Source organism: Kribbella qitaiheensis, assembly GCF_042657745.1.
Lineage (GTDB): Bacteria > Actinomycetota > Actinomycetes > Propionibacteriales > Kribbellaceae > Kribbella > Kribbella qitaiheensis.
This window is the reverse complement of the sequence record NZ_JBHSKE010000051.1, coordinates 105,085-120,096: the sequence shown is the minus strand read 5'-3', so window position 1 is coordinate 120,096 and position 15,012 is coordinate 105,085. Positions and strand designations below refer to the sequence as shown.

Below are 15,012 nucleotides of genomic sequence, written 5' to 3'. Positions count from 1 at the left end.
TGCTCACTTACCAGCGGCTACAGGCACCGAGTCTGCCAGCGACCGACCCGATAACACCCATTAGGAAGACGTCGCCGCGACGCCCACCTCCACACCTACCGCCGGCGGCCGAGGCACACAGACAACGCAGCACTACCTGTCGTTGCGTACGCCACCCGCCCGCGCTCGGCGATTGCCGGGCTGCAGGGGCGAGTGGCCGCGCGAAGTAGCTCGCCGGCCTGCGCGGGATCGCGGGCAGGTGGGCGCCGGAGGCGTGCGCGAGTGGCCGCGGGATCGTGTGCGAGTGGTGCACTTGGCGACGGTCCCACGATCCCAGCAACCCGCATCACCCCCTTCTGAGCACGACCTCCGCTCCCTCGACCAGCACCTTCGCGTGGCGGAGAGCTGCTCTGGCCGTCTGATTGCCGACAAAGACTGCGCCGTAGTGCGCGCCATCCTTGATGTCCAGCAGTCGACCGAGTGCGTTGGCCAGCTTCGTGCCGTCCGCTCCGACCTGCGCCACCAGTTGCAGCGCCTGGCGGTGATCCTGCCCGCGGGAGCGCAGGCCGAGGGTGAAGCAACAAGCCGCGTCGGCCGCAGCTATCCCCGCCAACACTGCCAGCGCGGCCGCGACGCCGTCCGTGTCCAGACCACTCTGGTCATCGATCACGAGTTCCGCCACGTCGAGGAAGGACCGCGCCTGGGTCAGTCGTACCCGCGCCGGCGCCCTACCGCATTCCTGCGTACGCCCGGTCGAACGTGGCGTCATCCGTGCGACCGCCCGGCGAGCTGGTGACGCAGTTGCCGGAACTCGGGACCATGCACCCTGACGGCATCGCGGGCCCATTGCTCGACGATCGGCTCGCCTGCCGCGAAGTGGTCCTGCAACTGCGCGACGCTCAGCCCGTAGATCTGCGCGTGATTGCCGGTCCAGCGATACACCCCGTCGGCCAGCGCGCTGACCTGATCGACCCAGACCGGGTCCTCGGGATCCGTCTCGTCGGCGCTGACCAAGAGGATGTCGATGTCACTGCTGAGCGAGCCGTCCCCTCGAGCAGCCGAACCGAAGACGCTGGCATGGACAGCGGCCACCGCCCAACTGCCGATCGACACGCGCAGACGCTCGAAGAGCAGCTCTCGCAGGCTAGCCAGCTCCTGAACCGCAGCGGCCGCGATGTGGTCGCGATTGAGCGTGTACACGGTGCTCGCGCCCACCTCGACGGCCACGACGAGCCCGGTGTCTGCCAGCCGATGGAGCACCTTCCGCACGCCGGTCTCGCTGCCCGCACCGACCAGGCTGTGCACCCGCCGGCCGGTCAACGGCTGCGTAGTACCTGCGAGCACCGCCAGTACCGGCCCGTCGAGTGACGGGATCGCGGTGGAGATGGGATGGCTCAGATCCACGGGCCTGATCCGCACTTCAGTACTGATGAGCTCGGTATAGTCACCATATGGATACTATAGTCCCGATAGCGCTCTGTGGTCACTTCTCCACAGGCCGAAGTCCTCACCGGATCGGCAGCGGGGCCAACCGCGGGGCGCGACGTAGGAGCGCCGGACCGCGGGTGGGCGGGAGTGACGACGCAGGATTCGCGTGGGCTCCAGTCCACCCGTCCCCACCGCGGGCCGACGAACCTCTGCGCTCGTCATTCAGGGCGTGACGTAGGAGCGCCGTTCCCGGGTGGGTGGGAGCGGCGAGGTTGGTGCTACGTGGGATCGGTTGTCAGGCTTCGAATTTGTAGCCGAGGCCTCGGACTGTTACCAGGTGGGATGGGTTGGAGGGGTCCTTCTCCAGCTTGGAGCGGAGGCGTTTGACGTGGACGTCGAGGGTCTTGGTGTCGCCCACGTAGTCGGCTCCCCAGATGCGGTCGATCAGCTGGCCGCGGGTGAGGACGCGGCCGGTATTGCGTAGCAGCATCTCGAGGAGTTCGAACTCCTTCAGCGGGAGCCGGATCTCGGTCCCGGACACGGTCACCACGTGCCGTTCCACGTCCATCCGGACCGGGCCGGCCTCCAGGGTGTCGGGCAGCAGCTCGACGTCCTGGCCGCGGCGCAGGACCGCGCGGATGCGGGCCAGCAGTTCGCGGGGGCTGTAGGGCTTGGTGACGTAGTCGTCGGCACCCAGTTCGAGGCCGACGACCTTGTCGACCTCGGTGTCCTTGGCGCTGACGATGATCACCGGGACGTTGCCGCGACTGCGCAGCGCCCGGCAGACCTCGGTCCCGGACAGGCCGGGCAGCATCAGGTCCAGCAGGACGATGTCGGCGCCGGCCCGGTCGTACTCGTCCAGCGCGTCGGGGCCGGTCTCCGCTACGGCGACCTCGAACCCTTCCTTGCGCAGGACGTACGACAACGCGTCGCTATAGCTCTCTTCGTCTTCGACGACCAGCACACGGGTCACGAAGCTGCCTCCTTGGTTTTCTCCACTGACGGGGTCGGCGTCAGGGTTTGCTCGGATTCCTCCTGGATGGAGGAGTCCGTCGGTTGCCCGGTCGCGGGATCGAGCCGCAGCGGGAGTCGGACGGTGAAGGTGGATCCCTGGCCCTCGACGCTCCAGACTCGCACGTCGCCACCGTGGATCGAGGCGATGTGCTTGACGATGGACAGGCCGAGTCCGGTACCACCGGTCTCGCGGCTCCGGGCCCGGTCGACCCGGTAGAACCGCTCGAAGATGCGTTCCAGGTCACTGCTCGGGATCCCGACGCCCTGGTCGCTGACGGTGATCTCGACCAGGTCCCCGATCGGGTGCGCGGCGACCGCCACCCGGGTGCCGTCGGGGCTGTAGTTGACGGCGTTCTCGACCAGGTTGCCGATCGCGATGGCGAGCTGGTCCTCGCTGCCCATCACCTCCAGCGACGGGTCGGTCTTGACCACCAGGTTGATGTCGCGGTCCTCCGCATCCACCCGGCACCGGTCGACGGCGGCTTCGATCACGCCGTTGATGTCGACGGGGCCGGGGTTCTCCAGGGGGTCGTCGCCCTGCAGCCGCGACAGCTCGATGATCTCCTTGACCAGCCGGCTCAGCCGGGCCGCCTCGACCCGCATCCGGCCCGAGAACCGTTGGACGGCGTCAGGGTCGTCCGAGGCCTCGGAGACGGCATCGGCGAGCAGGATCAGCGCGCCGATCGGGGTCTTCAGCTCGTGGCTGACGTTCACGGTGAAGTCGCGGCGGATCGCGTCCAGCCGGCGTTCGCGGGTCCGGTCCTCGACCAGCACGAGCACGAACTGGCTGCCGAGCGGTGCCACCCGGGCACTCACGTACTGCGTGGCGCCGAGCCGGCCGCGGACGATCTCGAGGTCCTGCTGGCGGATCTCCCCGTCCCGGCGGACCGCCCGGACCATGGTGAGCAGGTCGTCCACCACCAGCCGCTCGCCGCGTACGATGCCGAGCACGTGGGCTGGGGCGCTGGCCTGGAGCACCTGGTCCTCCGGGCCCATCACCACGGCCGAGGACCGCAGTACCGACAGCACGGTGGCTACGCCGGTGGGGACCACGGGGTCGTAAGTGACCGGAACCTTCTGCTGGGAACGCTCACTGAGCACCATCGCGCCTAGTGAAAGCAGGGCCAGGGCCGCGCCGATGACGCCGCCCAGCACCGCAGCCAGCGTGGGGTCCACGGCACCGATGCTACGCGGGCAACCAGGAGGGAAAGACCGAATGAGCACCGGATGACCGGAACACGTCCTAACTGTTCATCGGCCGTTCACCACTCGTCGCCGTCCGGCAACCTGGGCCGCCTACCGTCCACCGTGGGCGAGCATGGCGTCCATCGCATCCGGGTACCCGGTCGGCGGTGGCCCGGCACGGCCGCCCGTGAAGCACGACCGGACACCACAGATCGGAAGCAGACACGATGCGCGAGACCTACCACGAGCAGCTGGACGACATCCTTGCCGAGCTCGAACGGATGACCCGGACCGTGTCCACCGCCGTCCGCCGCTCGACGAGTGCACTGCTGACCGCCGACATCCGGCAGGCAGAGGAAGTGATTGCCGCCGACATCAAGCTGGACGCGGCCGGCGAAGGTGTCGAGGAGAAGGTCTTCGATCTGATGGCCCGGCAGGCTCCGGTCGCCAATGAGCTGCGGATGCTGGTCGCCGCGCTGCGGATGGTGGCCGACCTGGAGCGGATGGGCGACCTGGCCGCGCACGTGTCGAAGATCGCCCGGCTGCGCTACCCGGCGCCGGCGATCCCGACCGAGCTGCACGCCGTGATCGAGGAGATGGGCGCCGTCGCCGGCCGGATGGTGGACGGCGCGGGTGACGTGATCAAGTCCCGCGACGTCAAGGCGGCGGCCAAGCTGGAGACGGTCGACGACGAGATGGACAAGCTGCGCAGCAACCAGTTCCGGCTGATGATGGATGACTCCTGGCCGCACGGCGTCGAGGTCGCGGTCGACATCGCGCTGCTCGGCCGGTACTACGAGCGCATCGCCGACCACGCCGTGTCGATGGCCCGCCGGGTCGTCTACCTGGTCACCGGCGAGCTCCCGGTCGCCGTCGGCGGCACCGCCGCAGGCTCAGGCGCCGGCGCCTCCACCCCGTCCCCCAACAGCAACAACTAACCCACGCACCACCGAAGGCGCCTCCAGCGACTGTTGCCGGAGGCGCCTTTGTTGTCCCCGCTGCCTGGTCGCAACCACCCAGTCGTGGATTTCCGTTCCAGGTAATCGCTTCCCCAAGTCCCCGATCCACGAATGAGCGCAGGCTCATCCTTCGTCCACCGGTACGGCGGGAGCCGTCAGATGTGGGGACCTGGGACACGAAGCAGGGACCTGGGTCACGGCATTTCCTGTCCGAGGTCCCGATTCCCTGTCCGAGGTCCCGTCAGGGTGTCCGGAGCCACCACATCCGCGGCGAGGCCCGAGGTGGTCGCGCAGCATCCTCGGCGCAGGACGAGCTCGACCGCCCTCGGGCTCTCGATCTCCGGGAGCAGGAGGAGGTGGCGGAGGTCAGCGGCCCTGGTTCTTGACGGCTTCGATGGCGGCGGCGGCCGCTTCGGGGTCCAGGTACTCGCCGCCCGGCTTGAGCGGGTGGAAGTCCTCGTCGAGCTCGTAGTACAGCGGGACACCGGTCGGGATGTTGAGGCCGACGATGGTCTGCTCGTCCAGGTTGTCCAGGTGCTTGACCAGCGCGCGCAGCGAGTTGCCGTGCGCGGTCACCAGCACGGTCTTGCCCGCCCGCAGGTCCGGCACGATCGCGTCGTACCAGTACGGCAGCATCCGCTCGACGACGTCCTTCAGGCATTCCGTTGCCGGCAGCAACTCCGAGGGCAGTCCGGAGTACCGCGGGTCGCCGGCCTGGTCGAATTCCGAGCCGCGCTCGATCGGCGGGGGCGGGGTGTCGTAGGAGCGGCGGAACAGCATGAACTGCTCCTCGCCGAGCTCCTCCAGGGTCTGCTTCTTGTCCTTGCCCTGCAGGCCGCCGTAGTGGCGCTCGTTCAGCCGCCAGGACCGGCGGACGTCGATCCACGAGCGGTCGGCGACCTCGAGTGCGATTTCCGCGGTGCGGATCGCGCGGCGGAGCACCGAGGTGTGCAGGATGTCGGGCAGCAGGCCGCGGTCGCGCAGCAGCTCACCGCCGCGCTGAGCTTCCTCGACGCCACCCGCGTTCAGGTCGACGTCGACCCAGCCGGTGAAGAGATTCTTGGCGTTCCAGTCGCTGGTGCCGTGACGCAGCAGGATCAGGCGGTAGGTCATGACGACAGCCTACCGAGGCTCCAGCCAGCCCTTGAACGCGTCCAGGTTCCGGGTGGATTCGCCCCGGGACAGCCGCCACTCGTACTCCTTGCGGATCGAGCTGGCGAAGCCGAGTTCCAGGATCGTGTTGAACGACGAGTCGGCGTACTCGAGCACCGCGCCGAGCAGCCGGTCCACCTCGACCGGGGTGATCGCATGCAGCGGCACCCGCCCGTCCAGGTGGATGTCGCCCAGGTGGTCGACCGCGAAGGCGACGCCGTACGTCTTCAGGTTCCGCTCCAGCAGCCAGCGGTAGACGGCCTCGTGGTTCTCGTCCGGCCGGCGGGCCACGAACGCGTGCACCTGGACCGCCTGGCTACCGACGGTCAGCATGACCGTGGTCTTCAGCTTGCGCTCGCCGGGCAGGTCGGCCGCGAAGACCCCTGGTTCGGACTCGGTGAACTCCAGGTCGTTCTCGGTCAGCACCTGACGGATCACGTCTGCCGCGGACACCCTCATCAACCAACCTCCGCGGCCAGTTCGGCCGCCATCGTCTCCTGCGCCCTCCGATAGGCCGCCAGCGTCTTCTTCGCCGTCAGTTCCCAGCCGAACCCCCGGGCGTGCTTGACCGCGGCGCGACTCATCGTCTCGCGCCGCTCGGGATCCGTCGCGATCCGGCCCAGCGCGTCGGCGAAGTCGTCGATGGCGTGGCCGGGGACCAGCAGCCCGGTGTTGCCGTCGCTGACGGCCGTGGTCAGCCCGCCGACGGCCGCCGCGACCACCGGCGTACCGCAGGCCTGCGCCTCCAGCGCGACCAGCCCGAAGGACTCGGAGTACGACGGTACGCAGACCACCGAGGCCGCCCGGTACCACTCCGCGAGCCCGGCTCGTGCCATCGGCTTCACGAACCGGGTGACGTCGTCGACCTTCAGATCCCGGGCGAGCAGCGCGTGCGACTCCGGGTGTTCCATCCCGTTCCCCGAGGGGCCGCCGATGATCGCCACCACCAGCCGGTCCCGCAGCGACGGGTCGTGCTCGAGCATCCTGGCCGCCGCCCGGATCAGGATGTCGGGCGCCTTCAGCGGCTGGATCCGCCCGACGAACGCGAGCACGATCGCGTCCTCGGCCACCCCGACGGCACGACGGGCGGCCGCCTGGTCCCCCGGGCTGAACACCTCCAGGTCGACGCCCGGGTTGACCACCCCGACCTTGGCGGGCTGGGCGCCGTACAGGCTGATCAGCTCCTGCGCCTCGTCGGCGGTGTTCGCGAGCAGCCGGTCGGCGGCCTCGACCACCTGCTCCTCGCCGAGCAACCGCGCCGGCGGCTCCGGTACGTCGTCGTCGGCCAGGCTCGCGTTCTTCACCTTGGCCATCGTGTGCATGGTGTGCACCAGCGGCACGGCCCACCGATCGCGGGCGAGCAGTCCGACCTGGCCGGACAACCAGTAGTGCGAGTGGATCACGTCGTAGTACCCGGGTTCGCGGATCGCCTCGGCCCGCAGTACGGCGCGGGCGAAGGTGCACAGCTGCGCCGGAAGCTCGTTCTTCGACAGGCCCTCGTAGGGGCCGGCGGCCACGTTGCGCACGGTCACGCCGGGGCTCAGCTCGACCTTGGCCGGCAGTGCGGAGGCGGTCGCCCGGGTGAAGACGTCCACCTCGATGCCGAGGTCGGCGAGGCGCTTGGACAGCTCCACCACGTAGACGTTCATCCCGCCGGCATCTCCGATCCCGGGCTGGTCCAGCGGCGAGGTGTGCAGGCTGATCATCGCGACCCGCCGAAGGGGACGGTCAGGGGGTTGCGTCACGTGGCCAGCGTAACTCCGGCGCTATCGCGGGGAATCGGGACTTCTCCCTATCCGGCGGGCGGAGGGTCCTGCTTGCTGGGAAGGGCGAGGGTCTGACCGGTTTCGAGGGCCGCCGCGAGGATGCCGGCCAGGGTCGAGTGCACCCGGGAGGTGTCCTTGCTCAGCTCCTCGATCAGGCTGCTGTCTCCGGCGATCTCCGTGCTCGCGAGCAGTTCGACGTACCGGTCTGTGTCTACCGCAGCGATCGCCGCGACGGTCTCGGCCCGGAGTACTGCGTCGGCGTCGTGGACCTGTTCGGCGTACCGCTCGAGCTTGGCGACCTTCTCCTCCATCGCCGTCGCCGACAGCTTCAACGCCTGCCGCTGCGGGCCGAGGATCTGGTCCAACTGGGCGTCGCCGAGACCTTTGCCGAGCTCGGCCTGCCGCGCCCGCAGTACCGACTGTTGCTGGAGCACCCGGCCGAGGTCCCACAGCTGCTCCGGCAGGACCACGTCGTTCTTCACCGCGTCCAGCAGGCCCTGCTTGTTGACCTCGGACTTCTGGACGGCCCGGACGGCCTGCTGGGCGCGAAGCATCAGCGCGGTGGCGTCCTCGTCCCAGTCCTCCGCCAGCAGGTACTCGCCGTGGTGCTTGCGGGCCAGAGCGCGCTGCTGAGACTCCGTCGTCGCCCCGACGAACGCCGCGATCAGGAGGAAGACGCCGAACACCGCGGCACCGCCAGACAGCCAGGCGGCCAGGCCATCGGGGAAGACGGCGTGGAGGATCCATCGCGCCAGGAACCAGAGGCCGACCTCGAGCCCGGCGAAGAAGAAGAGGGCCGCGACCGATTCGCCGGGCGTACGCCGCAGGTCACTCCCCGTCTTCGGCGCCGGGGCACTCGCCGGCGCCATCAGGTCCGGGTGTTCGGCGAACAGGTCCCGCGCCTCCGGCGGCAGCTCAGGCGAGAAGACCGGCTTCGGCGTACGGCCGGACTTCGACTTCCGCCGCTTGCGCTCGTCCTTCCCCACAACGCCCCCTCGACCGCCAGATCACTGTCGTCTCGAACACCCGACGTTCTACTGTGCGGACTGGTTCCGTCGGCAGGCAAGCAGGCTGGGAGACTTAGGGCATGAGCGGAGCATCGAGGCCTGTCGCCGTCGTCACCGGAGCCAGCAGTGGGATCGGGGCCGCGTCGGCCCGTCGTCTCGCCGGGGAGGGGTTCGAGGTGATCTGTGCGGCCCGCCGGCTGGACCGGGTCGAGGCGCTGGCGAAGGAGATCGACGGGCGCGCGGTGCGGTGCGACGTTACCGTTGCCGAGGACGTCGCCCGGCTGGCCGCCGAGGTGGGCGATCGGCTCGACCTGCTGGTGAACAACGCGGGCGGCGCCTTCGGCTTCGAACCCGTCGCCGAGGCCGATCTCGATGCCTGGCGGAGGATGTACGAGGTGAACGTGATCGGCGTCGCCGCGGTCACCAAGTCGTTGCTCCCGGCACTCATCGCGGGCGAGGGCCAGATCATCGTGATGGGCTCCACCGCCGGCCAGGTCGCCTACGAGGGCGGCGGCGGGTACGTCGCGGCCAAGCACGCGGTGAAGGCGGTCGTGGACACCCTGCGGCTGGAGTTGTACGACCAGCCGGTCCGGGTCTGCGAGATCGCGCCGGGGATGGTGAAGAGCGAGGGGTTCGCACTGACCAGGTTCGAGGGCGACCAGGCCAAGGCCGAAGCCGTCTACGCGGGCGTCGCCGAGCCGCTGGTCTCCGAGGACATCGCCGACATCGTCGCGTGGGTCGCCACCCGACCGCCCCACGTCAACATCGACCGCCTCACGGTCCGCCCCCGAGCCCAAGCAGCCCAGCACAAGGTCCACCGAGTCCGGTAAGGACGACCGGCGCGCACGCAGTACCGGCTATTTGGCGCGGAGGCGGTCGACCTGCGGTGACGGGATCGGCAACGGGGCGGTGGGCTCCGGAAGGCCGTACGACGCGTGCAGGCGGCGGCGGATGGCCTCGACCGGGAAGGTTCCGGGGTAGATCGCCATCTTCACCGTCACGCCCTCGAGTGTTGCCCTGAGCAACATCTCCTCGACAGCCGGCTCGGCGGCGCCGCGCTCGGCGAAGATCGACCGGATCGCGTCCTCCATCTCGCGCACCCGGCCCGCCTTCTCGGCCTCCACCTCGGCGAAGATCGGGTGCGTGGTCGGCAGCATCATCAGCGTGATCGCCAGCCGCTGCACCGGCAGGGTGGCGGCCGCCGCCATCAGGCTGCCGTCGATGATCCCGGCCAGCCGCTCATCCGCGCTGCCCTGGAGCCCGAGGATCCCGCCGATCCCGTCCAGCCAGCGGTCCAGCAACTCGGCGGCGAGCCGCTGCTTGCTGGTGAAGTAGTAGGTGACCAGTCCGCGAGACACCGCCGCCCGCTCCGTGACCTCGGAGATCGAGGCGGCCTCGTAGCCCTTCTCGGCGAAGACCTCCAGGGCAGCGGCAAGGATCCGCTCGCGGGACTTCTCCCGTAGCTCACGGTTGGTGGTGACCGATCGCGGCATCTCTTCTTTTCCGGCCAGGGCCACGGAGGCCGAGTCTCACCCCCCGCAGACACTCGGCGCTCCGTGCTGGCCCCCCGTTGCAGGCCCCTCCCCAGGCGCCTGTTCATAGACTGTACGTACAGCGAACGAAATGTCAAAGGCTCAACCGCTTCGTGGACACGCTCGGTGCGACCGATTCCGGGGCCGGCCCCCGGGTGACCGGATTCGCGGCCGGCCCCGTGACCGGTTTCGTGGTCACGGTCCGTGCGCCGTACCATGGGAGCGCTGCGCCCTGCGAAGTGGCACGGGCTCAAGCCGCAGCCACCGCCTGGCCACCGAATCTCAAATTTGCTTGGAGCGCTTCCGCATGCCCCTCCGTAATGATCTGCGCAACGTGGCCATCGTGGCCCACGTCGACCACGGGAAGACCACCCTGGTCGACGCGATGCTGTGGCAGTCCGGTGCCTTCGGAGCCCACCAGCACGTCGACGAACGAGCGATGGATTCAGGTGACCTGGAGCGTGAGAAGGGCATCACGATCCTCGCCAAGAACACCGCCGTCCGGCACAAGATGGCCAACGGCGAGCAGATGACGCTCAACATCATCGACACCCCCGGCCACGCCGACTTCGGCGGTGAGGTCGAGCGCGGCCTGTCGATGGTGGACGCGATCGTGCTGCTGGTCGACGCTTCCGAGGGCCCGCTGCCGCAGACCCGCTTCGTCCTGCGCAAGGCGCTGGCCCGCAACATGCCGGTGATCCTCGTGGTGAACAAGGTGGACCGTCCAGACGCCCGGATCGCCGAGGTCGTGGACGAGACCTACGAACTGTTCCTGGACCTGCTGGACCACGACGCGGACCAGAGCGCGCTGGACTTCCCGGTCGTCTACGCCTCCGCCCGCGCCGGTCGCGCCTCGCTGACCCAGCCGGAGGACGGCGGCATGCCGGACTCCGAGGACCTCGAGCCGCTGTTCGAGACGATCCTGGCGAACGTGCCGGCCCCGGAGTACACCGAGGGCGCGCCGCTGCAGGCGCACGTCACCAACCTGGACGCCTCGCCGTTCCTCGGCCGGCTCGCGCTGGTCCGGGTGCACGAGGGCACCCTGAAGAAGGGCGCGCAGGTCGCCTGGTGCAAGCACGACGGCACCATCCAGCGGGTCAAGATCACCGAACTGCTCGTCACCGAGGCGCTCGAGCGGGTGCCCGGCGAGTCGGCCGGACCTGGTGACATCGTCGCGATCGCGGGCATCCCGGAGATCATGATCGGTGACACCCTGGCCGACCCGGAGAACCCGAAGCCGCTGCCGTTCATCACCGTGGACGAGCCGGCCATCTCGATGACGATCGGTACCAACAGCTCGCCGCTGGCCGGCCGGATCAAGGGCACCAAGGTCACCGCCCGGCTGGTCAAGGACCGGCTCGACCGCGAACTCGTCGGCAACGTGTCGCTCAAGGTGCTGCCGACCGAGCGTCCCGACACCTGGGAGGTGCAGGGCCGTGGTGAGCTGGCGCTGGCCATCCTGGTCGAGCAGATGCGCCGCGAGGGCTACGAGCTGACCGTCGGCAAGCCCCAGGTGGTCACCCGGGAGATCGACGGCAAGCGGCACGAGCCGGTCGAGCGACTGACGATCGACTGCCCGGAGGAGTACCTCGGTACCGTCACCCAGCTGCTCGCGGTCCGCAAGGGCCGGATGGAGCAGATGACGAACCACGGCACCGGCTGGGTCCGGATGGAGTTCCTGGTGCCCGCGCGAGGCCTGATCGGCTTCCGCACCGAGTTCCTCACCGACACCCGCGGTACCGGTATCGCGCACCACGTGTTCGAAGGCTACGAGCCGTGGTTCGGCGAACTACGCACCCGACCGTCCGGCTCGCTGGTGTCGGACCGCACCGGCGTCACGACGTCGTACGCGATGGTGAACCTGCAGGAGCGCGGCACGATGTTCTGCGAGCCGGGCACCGACGTCTACGAGGGCATGATCGTCGGCGAGAACTCCCGCGCCGACGACATGGACGTCAACATCACCCGCGAGAAGAAGATGACGAACGTCCGCTCCAACGCGGACGAGTTCGAGAAGCTGGTGCCGGCCCGCAAGCTCTCGCTCGAGCAGTCGCTCGAATTCTGCCGCGAGGACGAGTGTGTCGAAGTCACCCCGGATGCCATCCGGATGCGTAAGGTCGCGCTGACCCAGATCGAGCGCGCGAAGCTCGGTCGCAAGTCGAAGGCCTGACAGGCGAATCACTGACCTGGTTGGTCGGTCCGGCGGGGAGAAGTTTGCGGATCGTTACCAACCGGGCGGATCGCCATGGCGTCTACCTAGTGAAAAGCACATCAGTTGGGGGAAGGAAAAAAGAACATGGGTATTCTGCGTAAGCTCGGCGCCACCACGACGGCGGTCGCGATGCTGGGGGTCGGCGTCCTGACCGCTGCCACGACAGCCGATGCGGCTCCGGTCGCCGGCAAGGCCGTGGCGGTGGCTCCGAAGGTTGCGCCCAAGGCGGCTGTCGCCCCGGCCGCCAAGGCCACGGCGAAGAGCACCTTGGTTCCGGGCAAGCTGCGTATCGACAAGCGCTGCATGAAAGGCCGGATCCTCTGCATCAACAAGAAGACCCGCAAGGTGGTGCTCATGGTCAACGGCAAGGCTCTTGCCGTGGGGGACGCGCGCTTCGGCGCCAAGCGGACCCCGACCCGGAACGGCATGTTCAAGGTCTACCGCAAGTCGAAGAACCACGTCTCGTCGATCTACCACTCGCCGATGCCGTACTCGATGTTCTTCAGCGGTGGCCAGGCCGTGCACTACTCGTCGGACTTCAAGGCCCGTGGCTACAACGGCGCCTCGCACGGCTGCGTGAACATGCGGGACAAGAAGAAGATCGCCTGGATCTTCGCCCACGTGAAGATCGGCGACAAGGTTCTCGTCTACAGCGCCTGAGCTTTCTCGTTTCAGCAGCAGAAGCAGCGACGGTCGGGGTCTCCCCCGGCCGCCGCTGTTCGTGTCACTCCAACGCTTTCGTGAACGCCTTGTGGAGCCGCGGTTCGACCAGGCAGAACGTCGCCTCCTCGACCTCGGTCTCCGTCTCCCGCAACGTCTGTACTGCGAGGTCCGCCGCCGACTGCGCGGGCCATCCGTAGATGCCGGCTGATACGGCCGGAAGCGTCAGGCGCCTGGCTCCCAACTCGTCCGCCAGCCGCAATGCGTTCCGATAACAGGACTCGAGCAGCGCCGGATCCCGTTGTCCCGCGGTGTAATTCGGCCCGACCACATGGATCACGTACCGCGCCGGCAGGTTCCCCGCGGTGGTCCAGCCGGCCTCCCCGGTGGGAACACCGTTCGGGTACCTCTCGATGCACTCGGCCAGGATCGACGGCCCACCGGCGTGGTGGATCGCACCGTCCACGCCGCCCCCTCCGCGCAGGGCATGGTGTGCGGCGTTGACGATCGCGTCCGCGGGCACCGTGGTGATGTCGGCGGTCTTCAGTACGATCTCCATCACGCCTTCCTCTCCATGATGGTGCAGTCTCTCGGTGACGGTGCAGTCTCTCCGTGACGATGCGGGTGAGGCTGGTCACGAGTTGCTTACAAAAGATGACCAGGTTGTCTTCTGCAACTTACGCTTGGCCGGCACCGGGGAAACAGACCGGTGCGAAGCGTCCGCCCGACGCCAACCAACCGGTCTGTGAGGGCGTCCCACTGCTGTAGGGACGGATCGACGAGGGGATTTCGATGCGCTGGACTCGTAGTGCGCTGATCGTGCGTAGTGTGCTGGCTGCTGCTGTCACGACGGCGGCAATTGCTGGACTCGCCGGTTCCGGAATCACTGCGTCTGCCGCGCCAGCCGAGCTGAAGACCGTGCAGTTCGAGGTCAGCGGCGAGCTGCCGATCTACCCGAAGGCGCTGTGGAGCAACGGCTCCAGCGGTGCGCCGGTCCGCAAGGTCGAGGCTCGCCTGGTCCAGCTCAAGCTGCTCGACAAGCAGTTCATGGACAACTCGTTCGGCACGATGACCCGGTCCGCGGTGAAGAAGTTCCAGAGCACCAAGGGGATCCCGCCGATCGGCTACGTCGACCAGAACACCTGGACGAAGCTGTCCGCGGTCACCCACGAGCCCACCCAGGCCGAACTCTTCCCGCCGGCACCCGTGGTGAACGGCAAGAAGCTCGACGCCCGCTGCGCGACCGGCGTCGCACTCTGCATCGACAAGAGCACCCGGAAGCTGCGCTACGTGGTCGACGGCGCCGTCAAGATGCAGCTGGACGTCCGCTTCGGCGCCCAGAAGACGGCCACCCGCGAGGGTGGGTTCACGGTCGGCTGGAAGAGCCGGAACCACGTCTCCAAGCTGTACGACTCCGCGATGCCGTACGCGATGTTCTTCAGCGGCGGCCAGGCAGTCCACTACTCCTCCGACTTCGCCGCCCGCGGCTACAACGGAGCCTCCCACGGCTGCGTCAACGTCCGAGACCTGGCCAAGATCCAGGCCCTCTTCGACCAGGTCAAGGTAGGCGACAAGGTCATCGTCTACCGCTCGTAGTCGCCGCCCGCGGGTGTGACCGACCGCGCGGGTGAATGCCCGCTGCCAGGCACCACCGGTGCCGGTCGCGGAACAGGCAGCCAGTGCCGCCGACGGCGCGTGCCGCAGTACAGCTAAAGCGGCCTCGGACCCCGGCGCCGGCGGATGCCCCAGCCTCCGCGGCCTCGGCCGGCGGCGGCTCGGAGGGCGGGACGGGCGTCGACCAGGTAGACGCCGGCCGCGACGATGCCGATCAGGCCGAAGAAGCTCAGCCAGCTCTGGAAGAGCTGACCCAGCGTGAAGGTGGCCAGGATCAGCACCCAGCCGGGTTTGGTGAGCTTGTCCGCGGCGACGAAGACCGCGCGCGGGCGGAAGGCGGCGTCCAGCAAGGCGACCAGCTTGATGCCGAACAGCACCCACCAGATGACGTCGATCGGATTCGCGAACCCGGGGAACAGGGTCGAGAACGTGGCGAGTGGGAGCATGCGTTAGAGCCTAACGCAGCACACGGGTGGCCCACCTCTGCCGAACGACAGAATGTGG

16 protein-coding genes are annotated in these 15,012 nt (G+C 68.6%); 5 read left to right on the top strand and 11 right to left on the bottom strand.

From position 1 onward, the window contains the following. Positions 1–325: 325 nt before the first annotated feature. From ACFPJ1_RS32415 to ACFPJ1_RS32400, 4 genes are all read right to left on the bottom strand, one after another. Positions 326–748, bottom strand: a complete 423-nt coding sequence (locus tag ACFPJ1_RS32415; RefSeq protein WP_380109788.1) for a hypothetical protein — start codon at positions 746–748, stop codon at positions 326–328. Beyond that, positions 745–1,383: a nucleotidyltransferase domain-containing protein gene (locus ACFPJ1_RS32410; RefSeq protein WP_380109786.1), complete on the bottom strand. Its 639-nt coding sequence runs from the start codon at positions 1,381–1,383 to the stop codon at positions 745–747. Before ACFPJ1_RS32410 ends, ACFPJ1_RS32415 begins: the two co-directional genes overlap by 4 nt. 319 nt (positions 1,384–1,702) lie before the next feature. Continuing rightward, a complete protein-coding gene (locus tag ACFPJ1_RS32405) occupies positions 1,703–2,380 on the bottom strand; it encodes a response regulator transcription factor (RefSeq protein WP_132189066.1) in 678 nt (225 codons plus the stop codon). Next, on the bottom strand, positions 2,377–3,597 hold the full coding sequence (locus tag ACFPJ1_RS32400; RefSeq protein WP_380109784.1) for a sensor histidine kinase: 1,221 nt from the start codon (positions 3,595–3,597) through the stop codon (positions 2,377–2,379). The genes ACFPJ1_RS32405 and ACFPJ1_RS32400 overlap by 4 nt, the downstream gene beginning before the upstream one ends. 236 nt (positions 3,598–3,833) lie before the next feature. On the opposite strand from ACFPJ1_RS32400, the gene phoU reads away from it, so the two are divergent. After that, positions 3,834–4,544 carry a phosphate signaling complex protein PhoU gene (phoU, locus tag ACFPJ1_RS32395; RefSeq protein WP_380109783.1) on the top strand — a complete coding sequence of 237 codons (711 nt, stop codon included), beginning with the start codon at positions 3,834–3,836 and terminating at the stop codon, positions 4,542–4,544. 387 nt (positions 4,545–4,931) lie between these two features. Here the strand turns inward: phoU and ACFPJ1_RS32390 are convergent, their stop codons facing one another. From ACFPJ1_RS32390 to ACFPJ1_RS32375, 4 genes are read right to left on the bottom strand one after another with little or no spacing between them, the layout of a single operon-like run. After that, a complete protein-coding gene (locus ACFPJ1_RS32390) occupies positions 4,932–5,678 on the bottom strand; it encodes a phosphoglyceromutase (RefSeq protein WP_380109781.1) in 747 nt (248 codons plus the stop codon). A gap of 9 nt (positions 5,679–5,687) precedes the next feature. Beyond that, complete coding sequence (locus ACFPJ1_RS32385) at positions 5,688–6,176, bottom strand: type III secretion system chaperone family protein (RefSeq protein ID WP_380109779.1); 489 nt, start codon at positions 6,174–6,176, stop codon at positions 5,688–5,690. Continuing rightward, positions 6,176–7,462 carry a D-inositol-3-phosphate glycosyltransferase gene (mshA, locus tag ACFPJ1_RS32380; RefSeq protein WP_380109778.1) on the bottom strand — a complete coding sequence of 429 codons (1,287 nt, stop codon included), beginning with the start codon at positions 7,460–7,462 and terminating at the stop codon, positions 6,176–6,178. Before mshA ends, ACFPJ1_RS32385 begins: the two co-directional genes overlap by 1 nt. Before the next feature lie 47 nt (positions 7,463–7,509). Next, positions 7,510–8,469 (bottom strand): hypothetical protein, encoded by a 960-nt coding sequence (locus ACFPJ1_RS32375; protein WP_380109777.1) that lies wholly within the window; start codon positions 8,467–8,469, stop codon positions 7,510–7,512. A 101-nt stretch (positions 8,470–8,570) separates the two neighbouring features. Between ACFPJ1_RS32375 and ACFPJ1_RS32370 the strand changes: the two genes are divergently transcribed. Continuing rightward, positions 8,571–9,320, top strand: coding sequence for an SDR family NAD(P)-dependent oxidoreductase (locus ACFPJ1_RS32370; RefSeq protein WP_380109775.1), 750 nt, complete (start codon positions 8,571–8,573; stop codon positions 9,318–9,320). A 27-nt stretch (positions 9,321–9,347) separates the two neighbouring features. Here ACFPJ1_RS32370 and ACFPJ1_RS32365 read toward each other — a convergent pair whose 3' ends face one another. After that, a complete protein-coding gene (locus tag ACFPJ1_RS32365; RefSeq protein ID WP_380109774.1) occupies positions 9,348–9,983 on the bottom strand; it encodes a TetR/AcrR family transcriptional regulator in 636 nt (211 codons plus the stop codon). A gap of 346 nt (positions 9,984–10,329) precedes the next feature. Here ACFPJ1_RS32365 and typA point away from each other — a divergent pair, with 346 nt between their 5' ends. Both typA and ACFPJ1_RS32355 read left to right on the top strand, forming a co-directional pair. Beyond that, positions 10,330–12,192, top strand: coding sequence for a translational GTPase TypA (gene typA, locus ACFPJ1_RS32360; RefSeq protein WP_380109772.1), 1,863 nt, complete (start codon positions 10,330–10,332; stop codon positions 12,190–12,192). A gap of 126 nt (positions 12,193–12,318) precedes the next feature. Beyond that, the gene (locus tag ACFPJ1_RS32355; protein ID WP_380109770.1) at positions 12,319–12,894 is read left to right on the top strand and encodes a L,D-transpeptidase; all 576 of its coding nucleotides are present in this window, start codon (positions 12,319–12,321) and stop codon (positions 12,892–12,894) included. Positions 12,895–12,958: 64 nt separating this feature from the next. Here the strand turns inward: ACFPJ1_RS32355 and ACFPJ1_RS32350 are convergent, their stop codons facing one another. Beyond that, on the bottom strand, positions 12,959–13,453 hold the full coding sequence (locus ACFPJ1_RS32350; protein ID WP_132291888.1) for an O-acetyl-ADP-ribose deacetylase: 495 nt from the start codon (positions 13,451–13,453) through the stop codon (positions 12,959–12,961). Positions 13,454–13,686: 233 nt separating this feature from the next. On the opposite strand from ACFPJ1_RS32350, the gene ACFPJ1_RS32345 reads away from it, so the two are divergent. Then, on the top strand, positions 13,687–14,490 hold the full coding sequence (locus tag ACFPJ1_RS32345; protein ID WP_380109768.1) for a L,D-transpeptidase family protein: 804 nt from the start codon (positions 13,687–13,689) through the stop codon (positions 14,488–14,490). A 113-nt stretch (positions 14,491–14,603) separates the two neighbouring features. On the opposite strand, the gene ACFPJ1_RS32340 is transcribed toward ACFPJ1_RS32345, so the two are convergent. Further along, on the bottom strand, positions 14,604–14,954 hold the full coding sequence (locus ACFPJ1_RS32340; RefSeq protein WP_380109766.1) for a DUF2516 family protein: 351 nt from the start codon (positions 14,952–14,954) through the stop codon (positions 14,604–14,606). Positions 14,955–15,012 lie beyond the last annotated feature (58 nt).

Coding starts and splice junctions, on each gene's coding strand:
- ACFPJ1_RS32415 (WP_380109788.1), bottom strand. CDS start 748: ATGACGCCACGTTCGACCGGGCGTACGCAGGAATGCGGTAGGGCGCCG.
- phoU (WP_380109783.1), top strand. CDS start 3,834: ATGCGCGAGACCTACCACGAGCAGCTGGACGACATCCTTGCCGAGCTC.
- ACFPJ1_RS32390 (WP_380109781.1), bottom strand. CDS start 5,678: ATGACCTACCGCCTGATCCTGCTGCGTCACGGCACCAGCGACTGGAAC.
- ACFPJ1_RS32385 (WP_380109779.1), bottom strand. CDS start 6,176: ATGAGGGTGTCCGCGGCAGACGTGATCCGTCAGGTGCTGACCGAGAAC.
- ACFPJ1_RS32370 (WP_380109775.1), top strand. CDS start 8,571: ATGAGCGGAGCATCGAGGCCTGTCGCCGTCGTCACCGGAGCCAGCAGT.
- ACFPJ1_RS32365 (WP_380109774.1), bottom strand. CDS start 9,983: ATGCCGCGATCGGTCACCACCAACCGTGAGCTACGGGAGAAGTCCCGC.
- typA (WP_380109772.1), top strand. CDS start 10,330: ATGCCCCTCCGTAATGATCTGCGCAACGTGGCCATCGTGGCCCACGTC.
- ACFPJ1_RS32355 (WP_380109770.1), top strand. CDS start 12,319: ATGGGTATTCTGCGTAAGCTCGGCGCCACCACGACGGCGGTCGCGATG.
- ACFPJ1_RS32350 (WP_132291888.1), bottom strand. CDS start 13,453: ATGGAGATCGTACTGAAGACCGCCGACATCACCACGGTGCCCGCGGAC.
- ACFPJ1_RS32345 (WP_380109768.1), top strand. CDS start 13,687: ATGCGCTGGACTCGTAGTGCGCTGATCGTGCGTAGTGTGCTGGCTGCT.
- ACFPJ1_RS32340 (WP_380109766.1), bottom strand. CDS start 14,954: ATGCTCCCACTCGCCACGTTCTCGACCCTGTTCCCCGGGTTCGCGAAT.